Raw genomic sequence first — 18,073 nt, 5'->3', positions numbered from 1 at the left:
AGACACGTCATGGGCAATCTCGACACCAATCTCGATCGTCTCGCCGCACTCGAAGGCATGGGTTGTTCGCGCAAGCGCCGCGAGGACCCGCGCTTCATCCAGGGCAAGGGCACCTACGTCGACGACATCAGGATGCCGGGCATGCTGTTCGGCGTGATGGTGCGCAGTCCGTATGCGCATGCGCGCGTGAAGCGCATCGACAAGTCGCGCGCGCTCGCGCATCCGGGCGTCCACGCAGTGCTGACGGCGGACGACCTCAAGCCGCTCAAGCTGCACTGGATGCCGACGCTCGCGGGCGATGTGCAGGCCGTGCTCGCCGACGAAAAAGTGTGCTTCCAGAATCAGGAAGTCGCATTCGTCGTCGCCGACGACCGTTACGTCGCAGCCGATGCCGCCGAGCTCGTCGAAGTGGAATACGAGGAGCTGCCGGTGCTCATCGATCCGTTCGCGGCGCTCGCAGCGGACGCGCCCGTGATTCGCGAGGACATTCGCGACAAGGAGACGGGCGCGCATGGCGCGCGCCGGCATCCGAACCACATCTTCACGTGGACGATGGGCGACAAGGACAAGACCGATCGCATGTTCGAGAGCGCGGACGTCACGGTCAGGCAGGACATGTCGTATCCGCGCGTGCATCCGTGCCCGCTCGAAACCTGCGGCTGCGTCGCGTCGTTCGACAAGGTGCGCGGCGACCTCACGGTCTATATCACGTCACAGGCGCCCCACGTCGTGCGCACGGTGGTCGGACTGCTGTCGTCGATCCCGGAATCGAAGATTCGCATCATCTCGCCCGACATCGGCGGCGGCTTCGGCAACAAGGTCGGCGTGTATCCCGGCTATGTGACGTCGATTGTCGCGTCGATCGTGCTGGGGCGTCCCGTCAAGTGGATCGAGTCGCGCAACGAGAACCTGTCGACCACGGCCTTCGCGCGCGACTATCACATGACGGGCGAGCTCGCCGCCGACAAGGACGGCCGCATCAAGGCGTTGCGCGTCAACGTCGTGGCCGACCACGGCGCGTTTGACGCGTGCGCCGATCCGACCAAATGGCCCGCCGGCATGTTCCATGTCTGCACCGGCTCATATGCGATTCCGAACGCGTTTGTTTCCGTCGACGGCGTGTACACGAACAAGTTTCCTGGCGGCGTGGCGTACCGCTGCTCGTTTCGCGTGACCGAGGCGGTGTATCTGATCGAGCGGATGGTCGACGTGCTCGCGCAGAAGCTCGGCATCGACAAGGCCGAGATCCGTCTGCGCAACTTCATCCACAAGGAGCAGTTCCCGTACACGACACCGCTTGGCCTCGAATACGATTCGGGGGATTACGAACCCGCGTTGCGCAAGGTGCTGGCCGCCGTCGGCTACGACGCGCTGCGCGCCGAGCAGGCGCAGCGCCGCGCCGATCCTGAGGCTGAATGGCTGATGGGCATCGGCGTCGTGAACTTCACGGAGATCGTGGGCGCGGGGCCATCGAAGATGTGCGACATCCTCGGCGTCGGCATGTTCGACTCGTGCGAGATCCGGGTGCATCCCGACGGTTCCGCTATTGCGCGCATGGGTACGATCACGCAGGGGCAGGGGCATCAGACCACCTACGCGCAAATCATCGCATCGGAAGCGGGCATTCCCGCATCGCAGATTACGGTCGAGGAAGGGGACACGTCCACCGCGCCGTACGGTCTCGGCACCTATGGCTCGCGATCGACCCCCGTCGCCGGCGCAGCCGTCGCGCGTGCGTCGCGCAAGATTCGCGAGAAGGCGCGCAAGATCGCCGCGCATCTGCTCGAAGCGAGTCCCGATGACGTCGAATTCGATCTTGACCGTTTCGTGTTGAAGGGTGCGCCCGACCAGTTCAAGTCGGTCAAGGAAGTCGCATGGGCGGCCTACAACAACGTGCCCGAGGGGCTGGAAATGGGCCTCGAAGCCGTCGATTACTACGACCCGCCCAACTTCACGTTCCCGTTCGGTGCCTACGTGTGCGTGCTCGACGTGAACCGCTATACGGGCGAAATCCGCGTCAGGCGCTTCTACGCGCTCGACGACTGCGGCACGCGCATCAATCCGATGATCATCGAAGGGCAGATTCACGGCGGACTGACGGAAGGCTTCGCTGTTGCGCTCGGCCAGGAACTGCCTTACGACGAGTCCGGCAATCTGCTCGGCGCGACGCTGCTCGACTACTTCGTGCCGACGGCCGTCGAGACGCCGCATTGGGAGACCGATTTCACGGTGACGCCGTCGCCGCATCATCCGATCGGCGCGAAGGGCGTCGCCGAGTCGCCGCATGTTGGCTCGATTCCGTGCTTCACGTCCGCCGTCGTCGATGCGTTCGCGCATCTCGGCGTCACGCACATGAACATGCCGCACAACGCTTACCGCGTGTGGCAGCAATGCCGCGCGCTCGGTCTCACGCGGCCTGCGTGACGAGAATCCGCCTGCGACAGGGAGACACGCATGAAGGTTGTACTCGACAAGGCATTTCCACTCGCCGCTTCGGCGCACAGCGCGTGGCAACTGATGCAGGATATCGAGGCCGTCGCCGCCTGCATGCCGGGCGCGAAGATCACGGAGCGCGTCGACGATACGCACTACAAAGGCACGATCACGGTGCGGCTCGGGCCGGCGACGATGTCGTTCAAAGGCGACATCGAAGTGCTCGCGCTCGATCCCGCCGCGCGCAGCCTGCATCTGCTGGGCAAGGGCACCGACGCGACGGGTGGCTCGGCTGCGACGATGGATCTCACGGCCGCCGTGGAGCCGACGGGCGCGGCCTGCACGCTGACGGGCAGGAGCGAGGTCGCGATGAGCGGCAAGGCCGCCGCGCTCGGCGGACGCCTGATGGCGCCCGCATCGGAGCAGTTGCTCAAGCAGTTCGTCGCGAATTTCGCGGCGCGGCTGGATGCGATGCAGGCCACTTCCGCCGACACCGCGCAGACGCAAGCGGAGCAAGCGACGCAGGGCGGCGCAGCCATAGATAGCGAAATCACAGCGCCCGTTGCGCGCGCGGCCACGCCGCCGCCCGCGCAGGCCGCCGAGCTGAACGGCTTCGCCTTTATCTGGGCGATGATCCGCGACTGGCTGCACGGACGCTTCTCGCACAAGGCCCAGGGCCGCTGAGGTTGGCCATGACGCCCACTGACCGCATGCCCGACGTCGTCGCGTTGCAGGCGCGGCTTGCGAGCCACGGCTTCATTGCCGAGCGCAGCTTCGCGGCCGCTCTGCTGCTGGCGATGGAAATGCGCCGCCCGCTGTTGCTGGAGGGCGAGGCGGGTGTCGGCAAGACCGAGGTGGCGAAGGCGCTCTCTCGCCTGCTCGACGCGCCGTTGATCCGTCTGCAATGCTACGAGGGACTCGACGCGCACGCGGCGCTCTACGAATGGAACTACGCGCACCAGCTGCTCGCCATCAAGCTTTTCGAACAGGATGCGCGGCCACTGCGCGACAAGGAGCAGGACATCTTCTCCGAGCGCTATCTGCTCAAGCGTCCGCTGCTCGAAGCCATTACGACGACACCCGCGCCCGTGCTGCTGATCGACGAGGTCGATCGCACCGACGAGGCGTTCGAAGCTTACCTGCTCGAACTGCTGTCGGACTTCCAGCTGTCGATTCCCGAACTCGGCGTGATCCGCGCGACCGAGCGGCCCTACGTGATCCTCACGTCGAACGGCACGCGCGAAATCTCCGATGCGCTGCGGCGCCGCTGTCTCTATCAGTACGTGGACTATCCGACTTACCAGCGTGAACTGATGATCGTGCGGACGCAGGTGCCCGACGTGCCCGAAGCGCTCTCGCGCCAGGTCGTCGAATTCGTGCATGCGGTGCGGCAGATGGCGCTGCGCCGCAAGCCCGGTCTCGCCGAGACGCTCGACTGGGTGGCGGCGCTGTTGCGCCTCGGCGTGAGCGCGCTCGACGAAGACGGTATCGATCGCGTGATGGATTCGCTCGCCGCGCTCGTCAAGACGCGCGAGGACCAGGCGGGCCTGACGCGGCCCGTCGTCGAAAAACTGGTGGCGTCATGCTGACGGACATCGACCGGGCCACGCCGCGCGACGACCTTGCCGCGCTGCTCGTCGCGCGCTATGCGGGCTTCGCGGGCTGGCTGCGAGAGAACGCGTTTCGCGTGACGAGCGCGGACGTTGCCGCATCGATGGAGGTGGCACGGCGCATGGGTCAGCTCGACAGCGATGTGCTGCGCTGGAGCCTGCGCGCGCTGCTGTGCTCGCGGGCGCAAGAATGGCGCCGCTTCGACGGCCTGTTCGACGCGTATTTCCTCGCGCCCAACCGGCGCAGCCTGGCGCAGTCGCGTGCCGGCGGCGCGGGTCCGCTCGAGCGCGACGAGACGCAGACGGCGGAGACGCCGCGCGACGCGACCGAAGGCACGCCCGTCTCGCTGGCAGGGAAGGGCGGCGCATCGGGCGAGGGCACGGCCGCCGACGAGGGCGCCACGCAGAGCGACTCGCTCGCCCACGCGGATTTCCGGCATCTGAACGATCACAGCGAACTCTTTGCGATCGATGCCGCGCTGCGCCGCTTCGCGCAGCGCCTGCGCGGCATCGAAATGCGCCGTGAGCAGCGCGCGAGCCAGGGGCGCACGATCGACCTGCGCTCGACGATACGTCGCAGCGTGCCGCGCGGCGGGCTGCCCGTCGAGCTTGCGTGGCGGCGCAAGCGGCGGCAGCGCCCGCGCATCGTGCTGATGCTCGACGTGAGCCGCTCGATGAGCCTCTACAGCTTCTTCTTTCTGCGCCTCGCGCGGGTGATGAGCGGGGTGCTTTCCGACGTGCATTGCTTCATGTTCCACACGCGGCTCGTCTGCGTCGACGAAGCGCTGCGAGATCCCGATCCGCGGCGCGCACAGGAGCGGCTTCATCTGATCTCGGAGGGCTGGGCGGGCGGCACGCGGATCGGCGAGAGTCTTGCGGGATTCAACGCGCACTACGCCTCGCGCCTGCTGCACGCGCGGACGGCCGTCGTGATCGTCAGCGACGGTTATGACGCGGGCGATACCGTGTTGCTCGACGAGTCGCTGGCTGCGATCAGGCGGCGCTGCCGCTCGCTCGCGTGGCTCAATCCGCTCGTCGGCCGCCCGGGCTTCGCGCCCGTCAGCGCGGGGATGCAGGCGGCGTTGCCGCACCTTGACGTGTTCGCCGGGGCGCGCGACCTCGCGAGCCTCGAACGCGTGTTTCCTCAAATACTCGGGGCGCTGGAATGAATGCTGAACCTGTGGGGATTGCGTCGGACACCGCCGGTTTGCTGCAACTGGAGCAGCAACTGATCGCTGCCGGTGCGCCGTTTGCCGTTGTTACCGTGATTCGCGCCGCGCCGCCCACTTCGACTCAGGTCGGCGCCCAGGCATTGGTGGACGGTAACGGGACACTGCACGGCTGGATCGGCGGAGGCTGCGCGCGGGCGATCGTGATCGAAGCTGCGCGGCAGTCGATGCGCGCCGGACAGCCAAGGCGCGTGCGTATCAGCAACGAGCCGTCGCCGCCCGAAGCGGAAGTCGAGGCGCATGCGATGCCGTGCGCGAGCAATGGCGCACTGGAAATATTCATCCAGCCGACCGTGCCGGCGCCGCTCGTGGTCGTGTTCGGTGCGACGCCCGCCGCGCACGAGGCGTGTGTGCTTGCGCGGCGAATGGGCTTGCGTGCAAGCCTCGCTGCCGAGAACGCGCGCAAGGGTGAAGCGCGTTTCGATGCGGCGGCGCTGGAGCGCGCCGGCGCATCGTTCGCGCTGGTGGCCACGCAAGGCGACGGCGACGAGGATGCGCTCGAAGCCGCGCTTCGAAGCCAGGTCGCTGCCGTGCTGCTGATTGCGAGCCGCCGCAAGGCCGACAGGCTGCGCGAGACCATGCGCGAGCGCGGCATCGGCGGCGCCCGTGTTGCCGTGCTGCACGCCCCGGCGGGGCCCGCAATCCACGCGCACACGCCGCAGGAGATCGCACTGGGCGCGGTGGCAGGGCTGGTTGCGCTTCGGCACGAACACGAACAGGCCGAAGCGTTCGCGCAGCCGGCGACACGCCAGGTGGGCGTCGCGACGGAAGCCGTACCGCGTCTGCCGCCCTGCGAAGTGCTGGACGCACCCGTCAGCGATGCTAGGCATTATCTGAACCCCGTGTGCGGCATGAGCGTTGAGATCGCGACGGCGAAGCATGTCGTCGAATATGGAGGGCAGAAGATCTATTTCTGTTGCGATTGCTGCAAGACCGAATTCGAGCGCAGACCTGAGCACTATCTCGCCGCGTCATATGGCGCAGGGGATCGCGATGACGGCCTGAAGCGGGAGGCGCGATGAACACGATCAGCTTTTCTGCCGTCGTGCTCGCCGCGGGTCTGTCTTCGCGCATGGAGGGACGCCACAAGCTGCTGCTGCCGGTCGGCGGCGAACCGGCCGTGAGGCGCGTGGTGCGCGCCGTGGTCGCGGCGCAGCCTCGCGAGGTCGTCGTCGTGACGGGCTTCAACGGACGCGCAGTATTCGACGCGCTCGACGGACTCGATGTACGGTTTCAGAGCAACACGCGCTACCGCGAAGGGCAGATGACTTCCGTGGCGGCTGGCGTCAGCGCGCTGCAAGCGCCGTGTGACGCGGTGATGATCTGCCTCGCGGACCAGGTGCTGCTCTGCGCCACCGACTATCGCGAACTGGTCGACGCGTATGCGTCGATGCCGCGTGGCTCCATTCTTGTGCCCGCGTTCAACGGCATGCGCGGCAACCCGGTGTTGTTTGCGGCGAGCTATGCACCCGAAGTCGTGAGCGGCCACGTGAACCCTGGTTGCCGTAAGCTGATCGCCGAGCATGGCGACGAAGTATTCGTCTACGAGGCCACGCATGACCGGTTCACGCTCGACATGGATACGCCCGACGATTACGTGCGCATGGTGCAGCGTGTCGACGAGATATGCGCGAAACAGGACGCGCAGGCGTAGCGCGGTGACCATGGAACGGTTAGCCGGTTGCAGATGAACGCCATGCAGCTTCGGCACTCTATTGCGTCGACTGTCACTCGAAGGTTGCACTCAACGACAACTGCACTGCGTTTCCGCTGGGTCTTGCATGGGCCGCAAATTCGTTGACCCATCGGAGATTCGCGGAAACGGGTGTGCTGCCGATCTTGCCAGCCCAGACAACCATCGGGCCCATGCCGACGGAATAGCCCTTCGCGCCATCGAGCAAATCAGCAGTGGGACCGGCATCGTTGCCGAGCTGCTGAATCCACCCGCCGACGACGCCTACGCTCCATCCGTTCCTGAAGCGCTTGAGCGCCAGCACGTCGAGTACGCTGACGGCGGCATTGTGATAGTTCGTATCGCGATTCGTTGTATAGAACTCGACACCGTAGTTGACGGTCAGCTCGACGTTGTTCTTCGGAAATAGCTTCGTATAGGCAATAGTGGGCGTAAATGTCCAGGTGTTCTGACCGGCATTGGCGAGACGATTGGGATTGTAAGCGCCCGTCGGTGCGTAGATTTGCAGGCTCAGCGCGGTGTAGTCGGTTGGCGAGAGGCGATACCCGGCAATGACGGGTGCGAAGAAGACATCGGCGAACTGGGTACCGTGATCGGGACGCAGAAGACCGTTGAACGAAGACGCATTGGAATATTGAACAGGTACACCAATGGATGAAGCGAAATTCCATCCGGCCAGGTTGACGCCCCATGTCTTCACCAGGTTGGCGATCGTGTAGACAACCTGATAATCCAGGCCACCCGTTATCTGATTCCCTGTAGAGACTTTCTTGCTGGCGCTGAGCGATCCGTCGTAATAGATGGTCGCCCACGAAACGATCCACTCGCTGGTGGGTGGAACGATTCCGCCGTATGGCGTGACCTGTTGACCGGTTATGGGCCGACCGACCCCCGTTTCAGTCGCCGGCGAATTTTGGGGTACGCCGGCTACACAAAAGATCGCCAGCAGACTATTGGTCACATGTCGAATCAAGCGACGCTTATGCATGGTGTTGTTTCACGATTCTGCTTAGGTTCTGCGAATGGCCGAAAGGCGCAGGCAGGTGGCGAGTGGACCCGCGTGGGCTTGCGCGTAAAGGCCGCGAGCATGGGCCGACCTCGGACGGTTCCAGAGATCGGCACATCACTCAGGTTCGGCGAGGCAGTCAGGTTCTTGCTGGATCTTTCAGATGCACGCGAACCGGGCCGCCTACGCTATTGAAGATGAGGTCGCCGTTCGGCGCGTACTGGATGATGGCGTAAGCGCCGTTGCCGAGATTGTCTTTGCCGAACTCGACGCGCTGTACGGTTTCGCCTGTGTTCCAGTCAAGACCAGTCAACTCCCAGCCAGTCTTTTTGTAATAGCCGTTCACAAAGACGATACCCGACGCCGAACTGACGCTCGGTACCATGCTGATCGAAATTACGTCGTTTCTCGACCAGACCGAATGCCAACGATGTGTCTTCGGGTCCCACTCGAAACGCTCTGTACCGTGGCCCGGCTGGTTGACGGGGCCCAGCGCCAGCACGTCGACTAGCTTGTCCTTCGCGCCCGATTCCGAAATGTTGTTGACGACAAAGGCGCCATAGCCATTCACGACGACGGACTGTTCGGTCTGAATGAAGTTCGGTAGCGGCGTCAATCCGGCCGTCACGGCGATTTGGCCTGCTATGCGGTTCGACTTCGCTCCAGCTGGTGCTTTCCAGCCGGCCGGGATTTCGTTGCGCCAGAACGCGACCAGATGCATGCGATTCGCGCCGTCGGTGATCACGACGAGCTGGTCCTGATCCCGTCCGAATCCCATCAGCGTAGGCGTGGAGCCTGTTCCATTGCCAAGCTTGATGGTTGGGGGCTGGTCGCCGATGTCGTATGGCGAAGTCCAGGCGCCATCCGCAGGATCATTGGAGAGTTTCGTGCCCGTCCAGACCAGCTTATGCATGATCTTGTTCGAGGCGATATAGATGCCATTCTGATCGTCGATCGCAAATGAGTTAGTGACGACCTCACCCGGTGCGAGACGCAGCGTTCGGGCTTTGCCTTCAAGTGAGCGGTCAAGAACACTCACGGTGAAATTCGACGCGACGACGAGCTTTCCGTCATAAGTGATGCCCGTGCCCACAAGGTACGCGTCCGGACCGATAATCGAACGCATGTTGATGGTCTTGATGACCTTTACCCCTGCAGATGGGTTCTTTTCATCGATCAGGCTGAATTTCGTCAAGAAGCCGTCGGCAGTGTTGTAGTACACATCGTTATTCTTATCGACTACCGAATAGACGCCATTGACCGCGCGCGTCCAGTCGAGGCCATAGATATCAGTGACCGTTTTTTGCACTTGTGCAACATTGGTGAAATGCTGACCCAGAACCTTGTCGTGCAACTGAGCAGAGATGATCTTCTGGCCTGGAGCCGCCATGCGGGCGACCTCCTTGAACCCGCCATTCGACACGTCGATGTAGGTGACACCTTCACTGGAGACACCCCACATATAGGACGGAGACGTCGATGCGAGCGTCATGATGTTGACGGGGCCCGCAACAATCCGTTTCTCCTTTCGAAGATCGACTTCGAACGTGCCGCGCGGAACGGCATACGGAAAGGAATCGCTCTGGGACGAATCGAAATGCGTAATGGCGTATTTTTCTGCCGCCAGATAAGGATTGGGTTTCGGGTTGGCGGCGAGGTCTTGCGCAAGGAGCGCGAATGCAGGAATGAGGGTGGCGATACCTGCCAACAAACGAAAACGTTTCGACATTAATTATCCTTTATCGCGGAATTGCGATCATCCATTTAAATGTGGGAGCGGTGGTTGTCTAAATTCTCAAAAAGAAAATGCTCCAGGTAGTGACAGGGATTCTCGATGCGCGAAGTGACGCGGATCACTCGCCAGGTTCCGGGTAGATCGACAGTCGTCGAGAAGCCAGGTCTCGCTCAGTCGCGAGCCGTTCTCCGAGATTGAAGCCATACGAAGCCGTGCATAGCGTGGCGTGGTGATGAAATCCTCTCCAGCCACGGCCCGAATAGTGGTCAAGTCCGAAATCCTGCCGAAGTTCCTCGTGGTCCCGATCGGTGCGCCAGTGGTAATGTGCGGCCGCGACGAGTTCATTGATCGACGTGTCTTCCGGCAGCGTCGAAAGCCAGTATCTGATGGGCTCCGGTTCGCCCAGCGGCCACTTCAATAGCAGCCATTGCAATGGCTGCAGTCGCGTCCAGCATGCGAAGCTGTCGGCATACTGCACTCGCGCCACGCCAAAGCGGCTGCTTCTCAGATTGCCGTTCCCTTCGCGCCAGTTGATCGTCTGCAACGCGCGCGCCGGCAATTCCATGGCCAGTGCTCTGACGCTGATGGGGTAGTGCCCGGCCGTACGCCACGTCTGCGAGGGCAGGCGTTCCGTTTCCCTATTTTCCGTTGACGGTAGCGATTCGGCTTGTGGGCGCCAGACGCGTGCTTGCGACGTGACACCCAATACGTACGGTAGTCCGAGGTCGATCAACCCTTGCCTGAAGTCGGGATCCATTCCGTAGCTGACATCGGCGAGCACGGGGCGTGATGGCGCGCCCGTGGCAAGCAGCCTTTCGATCTGTTCAAGCGCAAGTTTCGGCCGGGTCGCAAACTGTACGTCGGCGGGGACGCCTGCCTTCCTGCGCCGGATCGGATCGTCGGCCCATGCGCGCGGCAGATACAGCCGCCAGCCGACAGGCAGACTGGCACTTTCGCAGGCTAGCGAAACACTCACGGCAATTTGACATTTGTCATATCTGGCCGATGCTCCGTGATTTTGTCTCGCGACGCCCACTGGCTGGCTGCCACGCTTCGGAAACGTGTTACAGCCGACGATCCACCAGCCGCTCCGGGACAGACCCGCCATTTGCGGGGTCACCCAGCGGGCAACCTGTCTCAGCAGTTCCTCATCGCACCACGGCGCTCTGGCCACGAAATGATGTAGCGCCTGACGCATTGCTTCCGCGCGTGCGGGCTGGAGATCTTCCGCAATGGCGTTTGTGCTCTTTCGCTCCAACGGTCGCATCAGTCCCGTGCAATAGTCGCGCAGACCGACGATATGATGCTTATGTCGGAATCCTTGAGAAAGATGTTCCAGGTATTCGTCAAACCGTTGAGATGTACTCATTGCATTGAAATAACTTCATTGGACGCCAGCTAGACTCGGGAAGCTTGACGTTTGAGTGCTGCGTCTGCATGAGGCGAACATGACATTCCTGTCATGTTTGACGTGGCGTAAGTCATCTGCAAAACGGCAAAGCGCGGACAGACTTCCAGGGAAACCGTCGCTTTGATATTGTTGTGCGCCTGCCGGAGGATCTTCGGACCGCAAGTGATTCAAATGAGGTAACAGGTAATGCGAATTCTGATTGTCGAGGACGAGGGCAAAACGGGTTTATATCTACGGAAGGGTTTGACGGAAGCGGGATATGTTGCCGACTGGGTGGAGGACGGCATTTCCGGGCAGCATCAGGCTGAAACGGAGGACTACGACCTGCTCATCGTGGATGTGATGCTGCCAGGGCAAGACGGCTGGACACTATTGCAGAATCTCAGACGCAGCAAGTCGACGCCGGTTCTCTTTCTCACCGCGAGAGACGACGTGGGAGACCGCATTCGGGGGCTGGAACTCGGTGCTGACGACTATCTCGCCAAGCCCTTTGATTTTGTTGAACTGACTGCACGCGTAAAGTCGATCCTTCGTCGCGCGCGGCCGCAGGATTCGAACACGCTCCGTGTGTCCGATCTCGAACTCGACCTCACACGTCGTAAGGCCACGAGGCAGGGAAAAGTCATTCTGTTGACGGCGAAAGAGTTTGCGCTGCTGTGGCTTTTGATGAGACGCGAAGGGGAGATTCTCCCGCGCGCGATCATCGCGTCACAAGTGTGGGACATGAATTTCAGCAGCGACACGAACGTGGTGGATTCGGCTATCCGCCGCTTGCGTTCCAAACTGGACGACCCTTTCGAATCCAGACTGATTCACACCGTCAGGGGCATGGGCTACGTTCTGGAAGTCCGTAACCAGGTGACACCGTGATTCGCTCATGAAGCACGCATTGGAGATCTCAACAGAGGCGTTGTGCGGACAAGCGCGTGCCTGATATGTATCGCGAATTTTTTGTGCTTTCTCAAAGTTGCCCCTGTTGTCGGCGTGCTTAATCACATCGCCGCAGCAGCCGCAGTACTATTCTCTCGTCGAGAGCGCGAATGGCGCTGCGATGCCGGATGGCAAGGTGAGAGACTGGGCCGGATACCTGTCTGCCGCTGGAAAGGGAATTTCAAATGTGTCGCGGATGCGGAATTCTGAGGTGGACAGCATGTGCGTCCTGCGGGAAAGACGTGGGCGCAATATCGGTGGCCTGTCGCGTCACGGCTTGTAATTCGTGGCAATAGCCGGTGACAGCTAATCATGCTTCGTTATTTGCCGGGTAGCCTGCGTGTACGGCTCACCGTGCTGATCGTTTGCTATGCGTCGGTTGCGTTCGCGATCAGTGGATTCGCGGTCTATGAGGCGATGATGAGCCGTGTAGAAGCGAATGCCGCGGATCAGATGAAAGACGTGATGTCGGCTCTCGAGGTTCACCTCTCCGAGCTGAAATCGACGGCCGGGATTACCGGCGATCCCAATACCTGGAAGGAGCACGTGCATGGGCGCGAGTACCTGGCGTTCGCAATCTTTGACATGGCAGGTAGGGATCTCCTGGCGACGCGAGGCTTTCGCAACTACTCGCCAGTTCTGGATGTACAGACACCTCACAATCCTGTCACGCTTTCCACACCCACTACCGCGTTACGATATCTCGTGACCATCGTGCCGCTCGACGGGCGTGACAGTTCAGCTGTCCGTGTCGTCGTACAGTACGACGACAGCGAAGAGCGCGAATTGGTAAGGTCGAACACAGAGATCATCTTTATCACGGAGATGGTCGGCATTCTGCTTGCGGCAATCTCGGCTTACGGCGTGACGACGCTCGGGCTGAGCCCTCTGCGCCGCATTGTCACGCGAGCCGACGAGATGTCGATTAGCCGGCTCGGGCAACCGTTGCCGAAGCTCGCCAGCTCGGATGAGTTGTCGGAACTGGGGCAGGCGTTCAACGGCATGCTGGCGCGTCTGGACGACTCGTTCACGCGCTTGAGCGAGTTCTCTTCCAATCTCGCACACGATTTGCGCACCCCGCTCACGAATCTGCGAGCAGCGGCTCAGGTCGCACTCGCGCAGTCGCGTGCCGCGCCCGAATACCGCGAAGTGATTGAATCGAGCATAGACGAATACGAGCGCTTGTCCCGAATGATCGACGATATGCTGTTTCTCGCGCGCGCAGAGCGAGCTGACCTGTCGCTATCGATCTGCGAGTTCGACGCGGCGACGGAAGCGCGACGCGTCACCGGCTTTTACGAATCGTTGGCGCAAGCGGCGGATCTCACCATTGACGTCCGTGGGCAGGGGATCATCCATGCCGATTTGCTGTTGTATCAGCGAGCGGTCAGCAACCTGCTCGCTAATGCGATCGCGTACGCGCCACGCAATTCGACTATCGACATTGAATGTTGGGAGCAGCGGGGCGCGGTAGTGGTTCTGTTCTCCGATCGTGGTCCCGGGATTGCTCCGTCGCATGTGGACCGGATCTTCGAACGCTTCTACCGCGCCGATCCGACCCGGAACAACGCTATTTCCTGCAATGTAGGACTCGGGCTTGCCATCGTCAAATCGATTATGGATTTGCACCACGGATCGTGCGGTGTGAGAAGTGATCCTGCTGTCGGGACGACATTCTGGTTACGGTTTGTACCAGGGGGAAAGACAGTGGGTTCACCCACATGACAAACCTGATTGATGCGCGGCATGGCATGTGCAGTTGCTTTGATGCTAGAGCGAAAATCTCAGACATGGCGCGTCGGACAGCTGAGTTTTGACATTATTGAGCCGTGCATGAATCATCCAGACGTGGTTTCTGAAAGACAAAAACAATGGCGAGCACCCCACATCGAAGCACACTCTGATCTTTTATTTTATTGAAAACAATCTTCTATGGGTTTTGGTCACGTAGCAGTTCTATTTTTGGAATGTACTGAGGTGTCACACTAAAACGAAAGTGCTTCAAATCGATGGAATACTCTTCAATCTGACTCGTCAGATTACCGATTGCCTATGTTGTATCAGCGATCGGGAGATTTCCATGTACTTAGGAGTTTGAAGCATGAAACAACATATCATTCTCGCCTGCGCAGTGGGTACCTTTGCGGTGAGTGCGCATGCACAAAGCAGCGTTACCCTGTATGGCTCGATCGACGCGGGCATCACGTATGCGAACAACGTCGGCGGGAAGAGTGTCTGGCAGCAGGGTAGCGGCAACCTGTCGAACAACTACTTTGGCTTGCGCGGTGCCGAGGATCTCGGCGGCGGGCTGAAGGCCATCTTTACGATGGAAAGCGGCTTCGATCTGAACAACGGGGGCTTTCATAACAGCGACGATATGTTCAACCGTCAAGCCTTCGTCGGCCTGAAGAGTGACGCGTATGGCGCTTTGACGCTGGGACGTCAATACGACTCGACCTCGGAGTATCTCGGGCCGCTGTCGGCCGCAGGTGCTGGCTTGGGCAACAATCTCGCTGGCCATCCGTTCGACAACGACAACCTGGCGCAGACGTATTCGACCAAAAATGCGGTCAAGTACACCAGCCCGAACTATGCGGGCATCCAGTTCGGCGGCATGTATGGCTTCAGCAACGACGCGAACGGCTTTGCGAACGGCCGCACGTGGAGCCTGGGCGCCAGGTACGGCACAGGTCCGCTGAAGGTCGCGGCGGGTTACACACAGTCGGATAACTCGGGTGGGCTGGGCGGCGCAAACAGCGCGGCGTCGGCAAGCCAGAACATTTCGGCGACGCTTCAGCGTACTTACGGTTTGGGCGCTACCTACGCATTCGGCCCGGCACAGGTGGGGCTCGTGTGGACGCACTCGCAGATCGACGGTCTCGCGAGCCTGTCGAGTGGCGGCGCTGCACTGCCCGGCCTTACGGGGATGAACCTGCATCTCGACAATTATGAAATCAACGGCCAGTACAGGCTTACGCCGGCACTGGCCGTCGTCAGCTCTTACACGTTCACTGACGGCACGGTGACAGGCAGCAACAGCAGCAATTCGCCGACGTGGCACACATTCGTTTTGGGTACGGACTATTCGCTCAGCAAGCGTACGGACGTGTACCTGGCGGGTGTGTACCAGCATGCTTCCGGCTCGCTCGGTTATGATGCGAACGGCAACGGCATCGCGAATGTGGCATCCATCAACATGCTGTCGCCGTCGTCAACCAACAATCAGGTTGCAGCAACGATCGGACTGCGCCACCGCTTCTAATCAATGGGAAATCGGGCAGATAGCGCAATCGGTTGTCTGCCCGCTGTGAAGCGAGGGGAGCACGAAGTCGAAATCCACTCGCATGGCTCATGGGTTTTCGTCCGGTAGAACGACGGCGAAGGCCCGCCTGATAATGCAGAAAAAGTACTGTTCGAAGCCGTTCACGAACCTCTAAGGTTCAGGTCGATGCGTTACGGGTCGAACCTGTGCAGCGGGACGATGTGCGGGTGATGGCTCTTCAGGAAGGTGAATTGAAACTGGCCGCCCGAGTATGGGACTGCGCGCCATGACTGTCCGGATGCATGTGCGGGCACATGCATACCGCAGCGACGGAATCAGAACCGGTACGCCAAACCTACCGATCCGAAGATAGCAGCCTTGTGTTCGACGACAGGGCTGTCGGCTGCGTCACCCACCAGACTGGACACACCCAGTACGGCAGCCGTGCTCCAATGCGGGTTGAGTTGGTGCTTCCAAGTGACGCTGGCGTCGACCCCCTTGATGCCCGCTGAGGGCGAATATCGGGCGAGCCTCGACTGGCTCGCAAGCGACTCCTGTTCGGTAACGCCAAAATAGGTATTCATATAGTCCCCATTGCCGAAAGTCGCACCCACTGACAGATCCACTGTGTTTTTCGGCGTCGCCAAAGCGGTGAAACCACCCGCGAGACGGACTTTCAGACCATATCCACTGTGCGTCGCCTGCAGCGCGTTGAGCGACGCGTGCCACTTGTCGTGACGCCAATCCACGAACGCGCCAACGCGGGCTGTGTTGGAAATGTCGTTGGTGCCGGCAAGGCGAGCCGAATCGTCGGCGTCCCGACCAAGGTCGAACTGCGCAATCAAACCCGTCGTAATGCCGACTCCGATCGGATAGCGTATTCCGGCTGAGAGCCCGGAAACGAAAAATAGTCCATTGTCATAGGCGAACAAAGGCAATGGCAGTGCGTGGTACGATGCCGCGCCGTCGTATTTGGGCATGACATTGACTTGCGCGCCGAGTGAGGCCTCGGCCGGGTAAGCAGGGCTGGATGGGGTCGCCATGGCCGCGCCAATGGTTAGCGCGGCTGCGAAGTGGAGATATCGCATGAATAATTCCTTGAATAATCGGGAGGAAGGTCAGAACTGACGATGGCGGTCGAACATCTGGACATCCATGTCGGGTACGGCATCTGTGCGTCGTGACTCGCCAGGTGGGTGACAACTGCGGTTATGGCAACCGCTTGAAAGGAGAGTCGGTGCGCCGTTGCGGGTAGCTACGGTGACGGCGAGCAGTCTTGATGGCCAGGGATTAGATCAAACGGCGGTATTCGTTTAGTTGCTGTTCATGAAGTAGTCTCCGGGCGAGATTGTGAAATGTAACCAGAGTGAATAGGCATGCTTATTAAATAAAACGGATTGTAAAAATTGAGACGACATGAAATATATTTGGCAGAAGCGCTTTTTAATCTACCTTTGTTTTAAAGAATGAGTCGTCCGTATTGGTCATCTTTCGATGTGGAGTTTTATTCGAATAGTGAAATTTACGTTTAATCAAAGATCTCACTATTATTTGAAGTTGAAGCTGTGGGTCGTGATAAAACCATCTTCCAGGCTTCGTTGCAGACCCATGAAACGATGCGGAAGCTCAGACACCGTGTGGTTACGTTTCCTATAGGCGAGCCGACCGTGAACACGTGAAGAGAACCCAAGGAACTGCCAATGAGTTATTGCCATGTGTTGATCCATACGGCCAGGGCGATCCCGATCCTTCTGGTCGACCGCAGTCTTTGGCGCTCGATTCGCGCACACATCGTGGGGTTGACTATCGATACTTGCGAACTCGCCGGTCGCGTCGGTGCAGTTCTTCTTTTTCCCGTTGCCGTGCCAATTGTCGCGATTCTGATTGTGGCGTCCCTGCGCCGGGAAGGATGGAAACAGGAGTGCCCTGTGAGTTCTGTCGACATAGCGTGGACGCAAGATGCGCAACGCAGCCTCTGGGCCAGGTCAAGCCGATGCGATACCGCTCATGCTGTCAGGCGAGAAGGGAAGATTGTCTGGCGCGTGCCGCGTGAACCGATGTCTGAGTAAACCGGGGTGATTTCCCTCGACAAAAGAATCCCTTTAACACAGGAAAATGCGGATGAGTAAAGCAACCAGGTTGGCAGTGGCAGTTATCGTTAGCGTGGGGGTTGTACCGTTGGCGAGCGCGCAGACCGCTCAACCTGCTTCGGGTGCGCAAGAGCAATCTGCACTCGCCGGGCGGGTGCAGGCGCTTCTCGCCACGGCGCCCCCCGTTGAGATCAAGGCCCGGATCTCCGATATCGACCGTGCTTCGCACATCATTACGCTGCATGGTCCGAAGGGACGCGACATCGATGTCGCAATCGGTCCGCAAGTCGAAAATTTCGATCGGCTCCGCGTGGGCGATAACGTTGAAGTGCTCTACAAAAACGCGTTGCTCGTGTCCGCTGACAAGATCGCAGGCGCGGACGAGGGGATTCGCAAACGTGTCGATTCCAGCGTGTATCAGTCGACACCGTCGGGATACAGCGCCGCGCGCCAGGTCGAGGTTCAGGCCACAGTGCTGGATATGGATGCCGGCAAGCGCGAGATGCGGCTGCGAGGCGCCTATCAGACAGTCACGCTCACAGTCGGTCCGGATATCGATTTCAATACCTTGAAGGTGGGCGATACCGTCCATGCCGTGTTTGTATCGGCTTATGCGACGCGGGTGACGCCCATTGACGCGCGTTAGCACACACTAGCGCGAGCCTGTAAGCACA

The 18,073-nt window shown here is 60.6% G+C and carries 14 protein-coding genes; 10 read left to right on the top strand and 4 right to left on the bottom strand.

The features are described from left to right. Positions 1 to 9 precede the first annotated feature (9 nt). The 6 genes from BLT65_RS39035 to BLT65_RS39010 are packed head-to-tail and all read left to right on the top strand — an operon-like array spanning position 10 to position 6,926. Positions 10 to 2,424, top strand: a complete 2,415-nt coding sequence (locus BLT65_RS39035) for an aerobic carbon-monoxide dehydrogenase large subunit (protein WP_091788614.1) — start codon at positions 10 to 12, stop codon at positions 2,422 to 2,424. Between the two features lie 30 nt (positions 2,425 to 2,454). After that, complete coding sequence (locus BLT65_RS39030; RefSeq protein WP_091788609.1) at positions 2,455 to 3,117, top strand: SRPBCC family protein; 663 nt, start codon at positions 2,455 to 2,457, stop codon at positions 3,115 to 3,117. Between the two features lie 8 nt (positions 3,118 to 3,125). Next, a complete protein-coding gene (locus tag BLT65_RS39025; protein ID WP_091788606.1) occupies positions 3,126 to 4,022 on the top strand; it encodes an AAA family ATPase in 897 nt (298 codons plus the stop codon). Then, entirely contained in the window at positions 4,016 to 5,212 is a 1,197-nt protein-coding gene (locus BLT65_RS39020) for a vWA domain-containing protein (protein ID WP_091788602.1), read from the top strand. Before BLT65_RS39025 ends, BLT65_RS39020 begins: the two co-directional genes overlap by 7 nt. Further along, positions 5,209 to 6,294 carry an XdhC family protein gene (locus BLT65_RS39015; RefSeq protein WP_091788599.1) on the top strand — a complete coding sequence of 362 codons (1,086 nt, stop codon included), beginning with the start codon at positions 5,209 to 5,211 and terminating at the stop codon, positions 6,292 to 6,294. Before BLT65_RS39020 ends, BLT65_RS39015 begins: the two co-directional genes overlap by 4 nt. After that, positions 6,291 to 6,926: a nucleotidyltransferase family protein gene (locus BLT65_RS39010; protein WP_091788596.1), complete on the top strand. Its 636-nt coding sequence runs from the start codon at positions 6,291 to 6,293 to the stop codon at positions 6,924 to 6,926. Before BLT65_RS39015 ends, BLT65_RS39010 begins: the two co-directional genes overlap by 4 nt. Positions 6,927 to 6,999: 73 nt before the next feature. Here BLT65_RS39010 and BLT65_RS39005 read toward each other — a convergent pair whose 3' ends face one another. From BLT65_RS39005 to BLT65_RS38995, 3 genes are all read right to left on the bottom strand, one after another. Further along, a complete protein-coding gene (locus tag BLT65_RS39005; protein ID WP_091788593.1) occupies positions 7,000 to 7,953 on the bottom strand; it encodes a SphA family protein in 954 nt (317 codons plus the stop codon). Between the two features lie 157 nt (positions 7,954 to 8,110). Then, positions 8,111 to 9,700, bottom strand: a complete 1,590-nt coding sequence (locus BLT65_RS39000) for a hypothetical protein (RefSeq protein ID WP_091788590.1) — start codon at positions 9,698 to 9,700, stop codon at positions 8,111 to 8,113. Between the two features lie 124 nt (positions 9,701 to 9,824). Next, positions 9,825 to 11,075, bottom strand: a complete 1,251-nt coding sequence (locus tag BLT65_RS38995; RefSeq protein WP_091788587.1) for an IS701 family transposase — start codon at positions 11,073 to 11,075, stop codon at positions 9,825 to 9,827. A 228-nt stretch (positions 11,076 to 11,303) separates the two neighbouring features. On the opposite strand from BLT65_RS38995, the gene irlR reads away from it, so the two are divergent. The 3 genes from irlR to BLT65_RS38980 all read left to right on the top strand — a co-directional run bounded on the left by irlR (position 11,304) and on the right by BLT65_RS38980 (position 15,309). Continuing rightward, positions 11,304 to 11,987: a heavy metal response regulator transcription factor IrlR gene (gene irlR / locus BLT65_RS38990; protein ID WP_042315854.1), complete on the top strand. Its 684-nt coding sequence runs from the start codon at positions 11,304 to 11,306 to the stop codon at positions 11,985 to 11,987. Between the two features lie 372 nt (positions 11,988 to 12,359). Beyond that, positions 12,360 to 13,772, top strand: a complete 1,413-nt coding sequence (locus BLT65_RS38985) for a heavy metal sensor histidine kinase (RefSeq protein ID WP_091788584.1) — start codon at positions 12,360 to 12,362, stop codon at positions 13,770 to 13,772. Between the two features lie 376 nt (positions 13,773 to 14,148). Beyond that, on the top strand, positions 14,149 to 15,309 hold the full coding sequence (locus BLT65_RS38980; protein ID WP_091788581.1) for a porin: 1,161 nt from the start codon (positions 14,149 to 14,151) through the stop codon (positions 15,307 to 15,309). A gap of 335 nt (positions 15,310 to 15,644) precedes the next feature. Here BLT65_RS38980 and BLT65_RS38975 read toward each other — a convergent pair whose 3' ends face one another. Next, positions 15,645 to 16,397, bottom strand: coding sequence for a MipA/OmpV family protein (locus tag BLT65_RS38975; RefSeq protein ID WP_091788578.1), 753 nt, complete (start codon positions 16,395 to 16,397; stop codon positions 15,645 to 15,647). 1,033 nt (positions 16,398 to 17,430) lie between these two features. Here BLT65_RS38975 and BLT65_RS38965 point away from each other — a divergent pair. Beyond that, complete coding sequence (locus BLT65_RS38965) at positions 17,431 to 18,045, top strand: hypothetical protein (RefSeq protein ID WP_091788575.1); 615 nt, start codon at positions 17,431 to 17,433, stop codon at positions 18,043 to 18,045. The last annotated feature ends 28 nt before the right edge of the window (positions 18,046 to 18,073 follow it).

Source organism: Paraburkholderia steynii, from assembly GCF_900100565.1.
Lineage (GTDB): Bacteria > Pseudomonadota > Gammaproteobacteria > Burkholderiales > Burkholderiaceae > Paraburkholderia > Paraburkholderia terrae.
This window is presented reverse-complemented; position numbering and strand designations above follow the sequence as displayed.

Coding starts and splice junctions, on each gene's coding strand:
- BLT65_RS39035 (WP_091788614.1), top strand. CDS start 10: ATGGGCAATCTCGACACCAATCTCGATCGTCTCGCCGCACTCGAAGGC.
- BLT65_RS39030 (WP_091788609.1), top strand. CDS start 2,455: ATGAAGGTTGTACTCGACAAGGCATTTCCACTCGCCGCTTCGGCGCAC.
- BLT65_RS39025 (WP_091788606.1), top strand. CDS start 3,126: ATGACGCCCACTGACCGCATGCCCGACGTCGTCGCGTTGCAGGCGCGG.
- BLT65_RS39020 (WP_091788602.1), top strand. CDS start 4,016: ATGCTGACGGACATCGACCGGGCCACGCCGCGCGACGACCTTGCCGCG.
- BLT65_RS39015 (WP_091788599.1), top strand. CDS start 5,209: ATGAATGCTGAACCTGTGGGGATTGCGTCGGACACCGCCGGTTTGCTG.
- BLT65_RS39010 (WP_091788596.1), top strand. CDS start 6,291: ATGAACACGATCAGCTTTTCTGCCGTCGTGCTCGCCGCGGGTCTGTCT.
- BLT65_RS39005 (WP_091788593.1), bottom strand. CDS start 7,953: ATGCATAAGCGTCGCTTGATTCGACATGTGACCAATAGTCTGCTGGCG.
- BLT65_RS39000 (WP_091788590.1), bottom strand. CDS start 9,700: ATGTCGAAACGTTTTCGTTTGTTGGCAGGTATCGCCACCCTCATTCCT.
- BLT65_RS38995 (WP_091788587.1), bottom strand. CDS start 11,075: ATGAGTACATCTCAACGGTTTGACGAATACCTGGAACATCTTTCTCAA.
- irlR (WP_042315854.1), top strand. CDS start 11,304: ATGCGAATTCTGATTGTCGAGGACGAGGGCAAAACGGGTTTATATCTA.
- BLT65_RS38985 (WP_091788584.1), top strand. CDS start 12,360: ATGCTTCGTTATTTGCCGGGTAGCCTGCGTGTACGGCTCACCGTGCTG.
- BLT65_RS38980 (WP_091788581.1), top strand. CDS start 14,149: ATGAAACAACATATCATTCTCGCCTGCGCAGTGGGTACCTTTGCGGTG.
- BLT65_RS38975 (WP_091788578.1), bottom strand. CDS start 16,397: ATGCGATATCTCCACTTCGCAGCCGCGCTAACCATTGGCGCGGCCATG.
- BLT65_RS38965 (WP_091788575.1), top strand. CDS start 17,431: ATGAGTAAAGCAACCAGGTTGGCAGTGGCAGTTATCGTTAGCGTGGGG.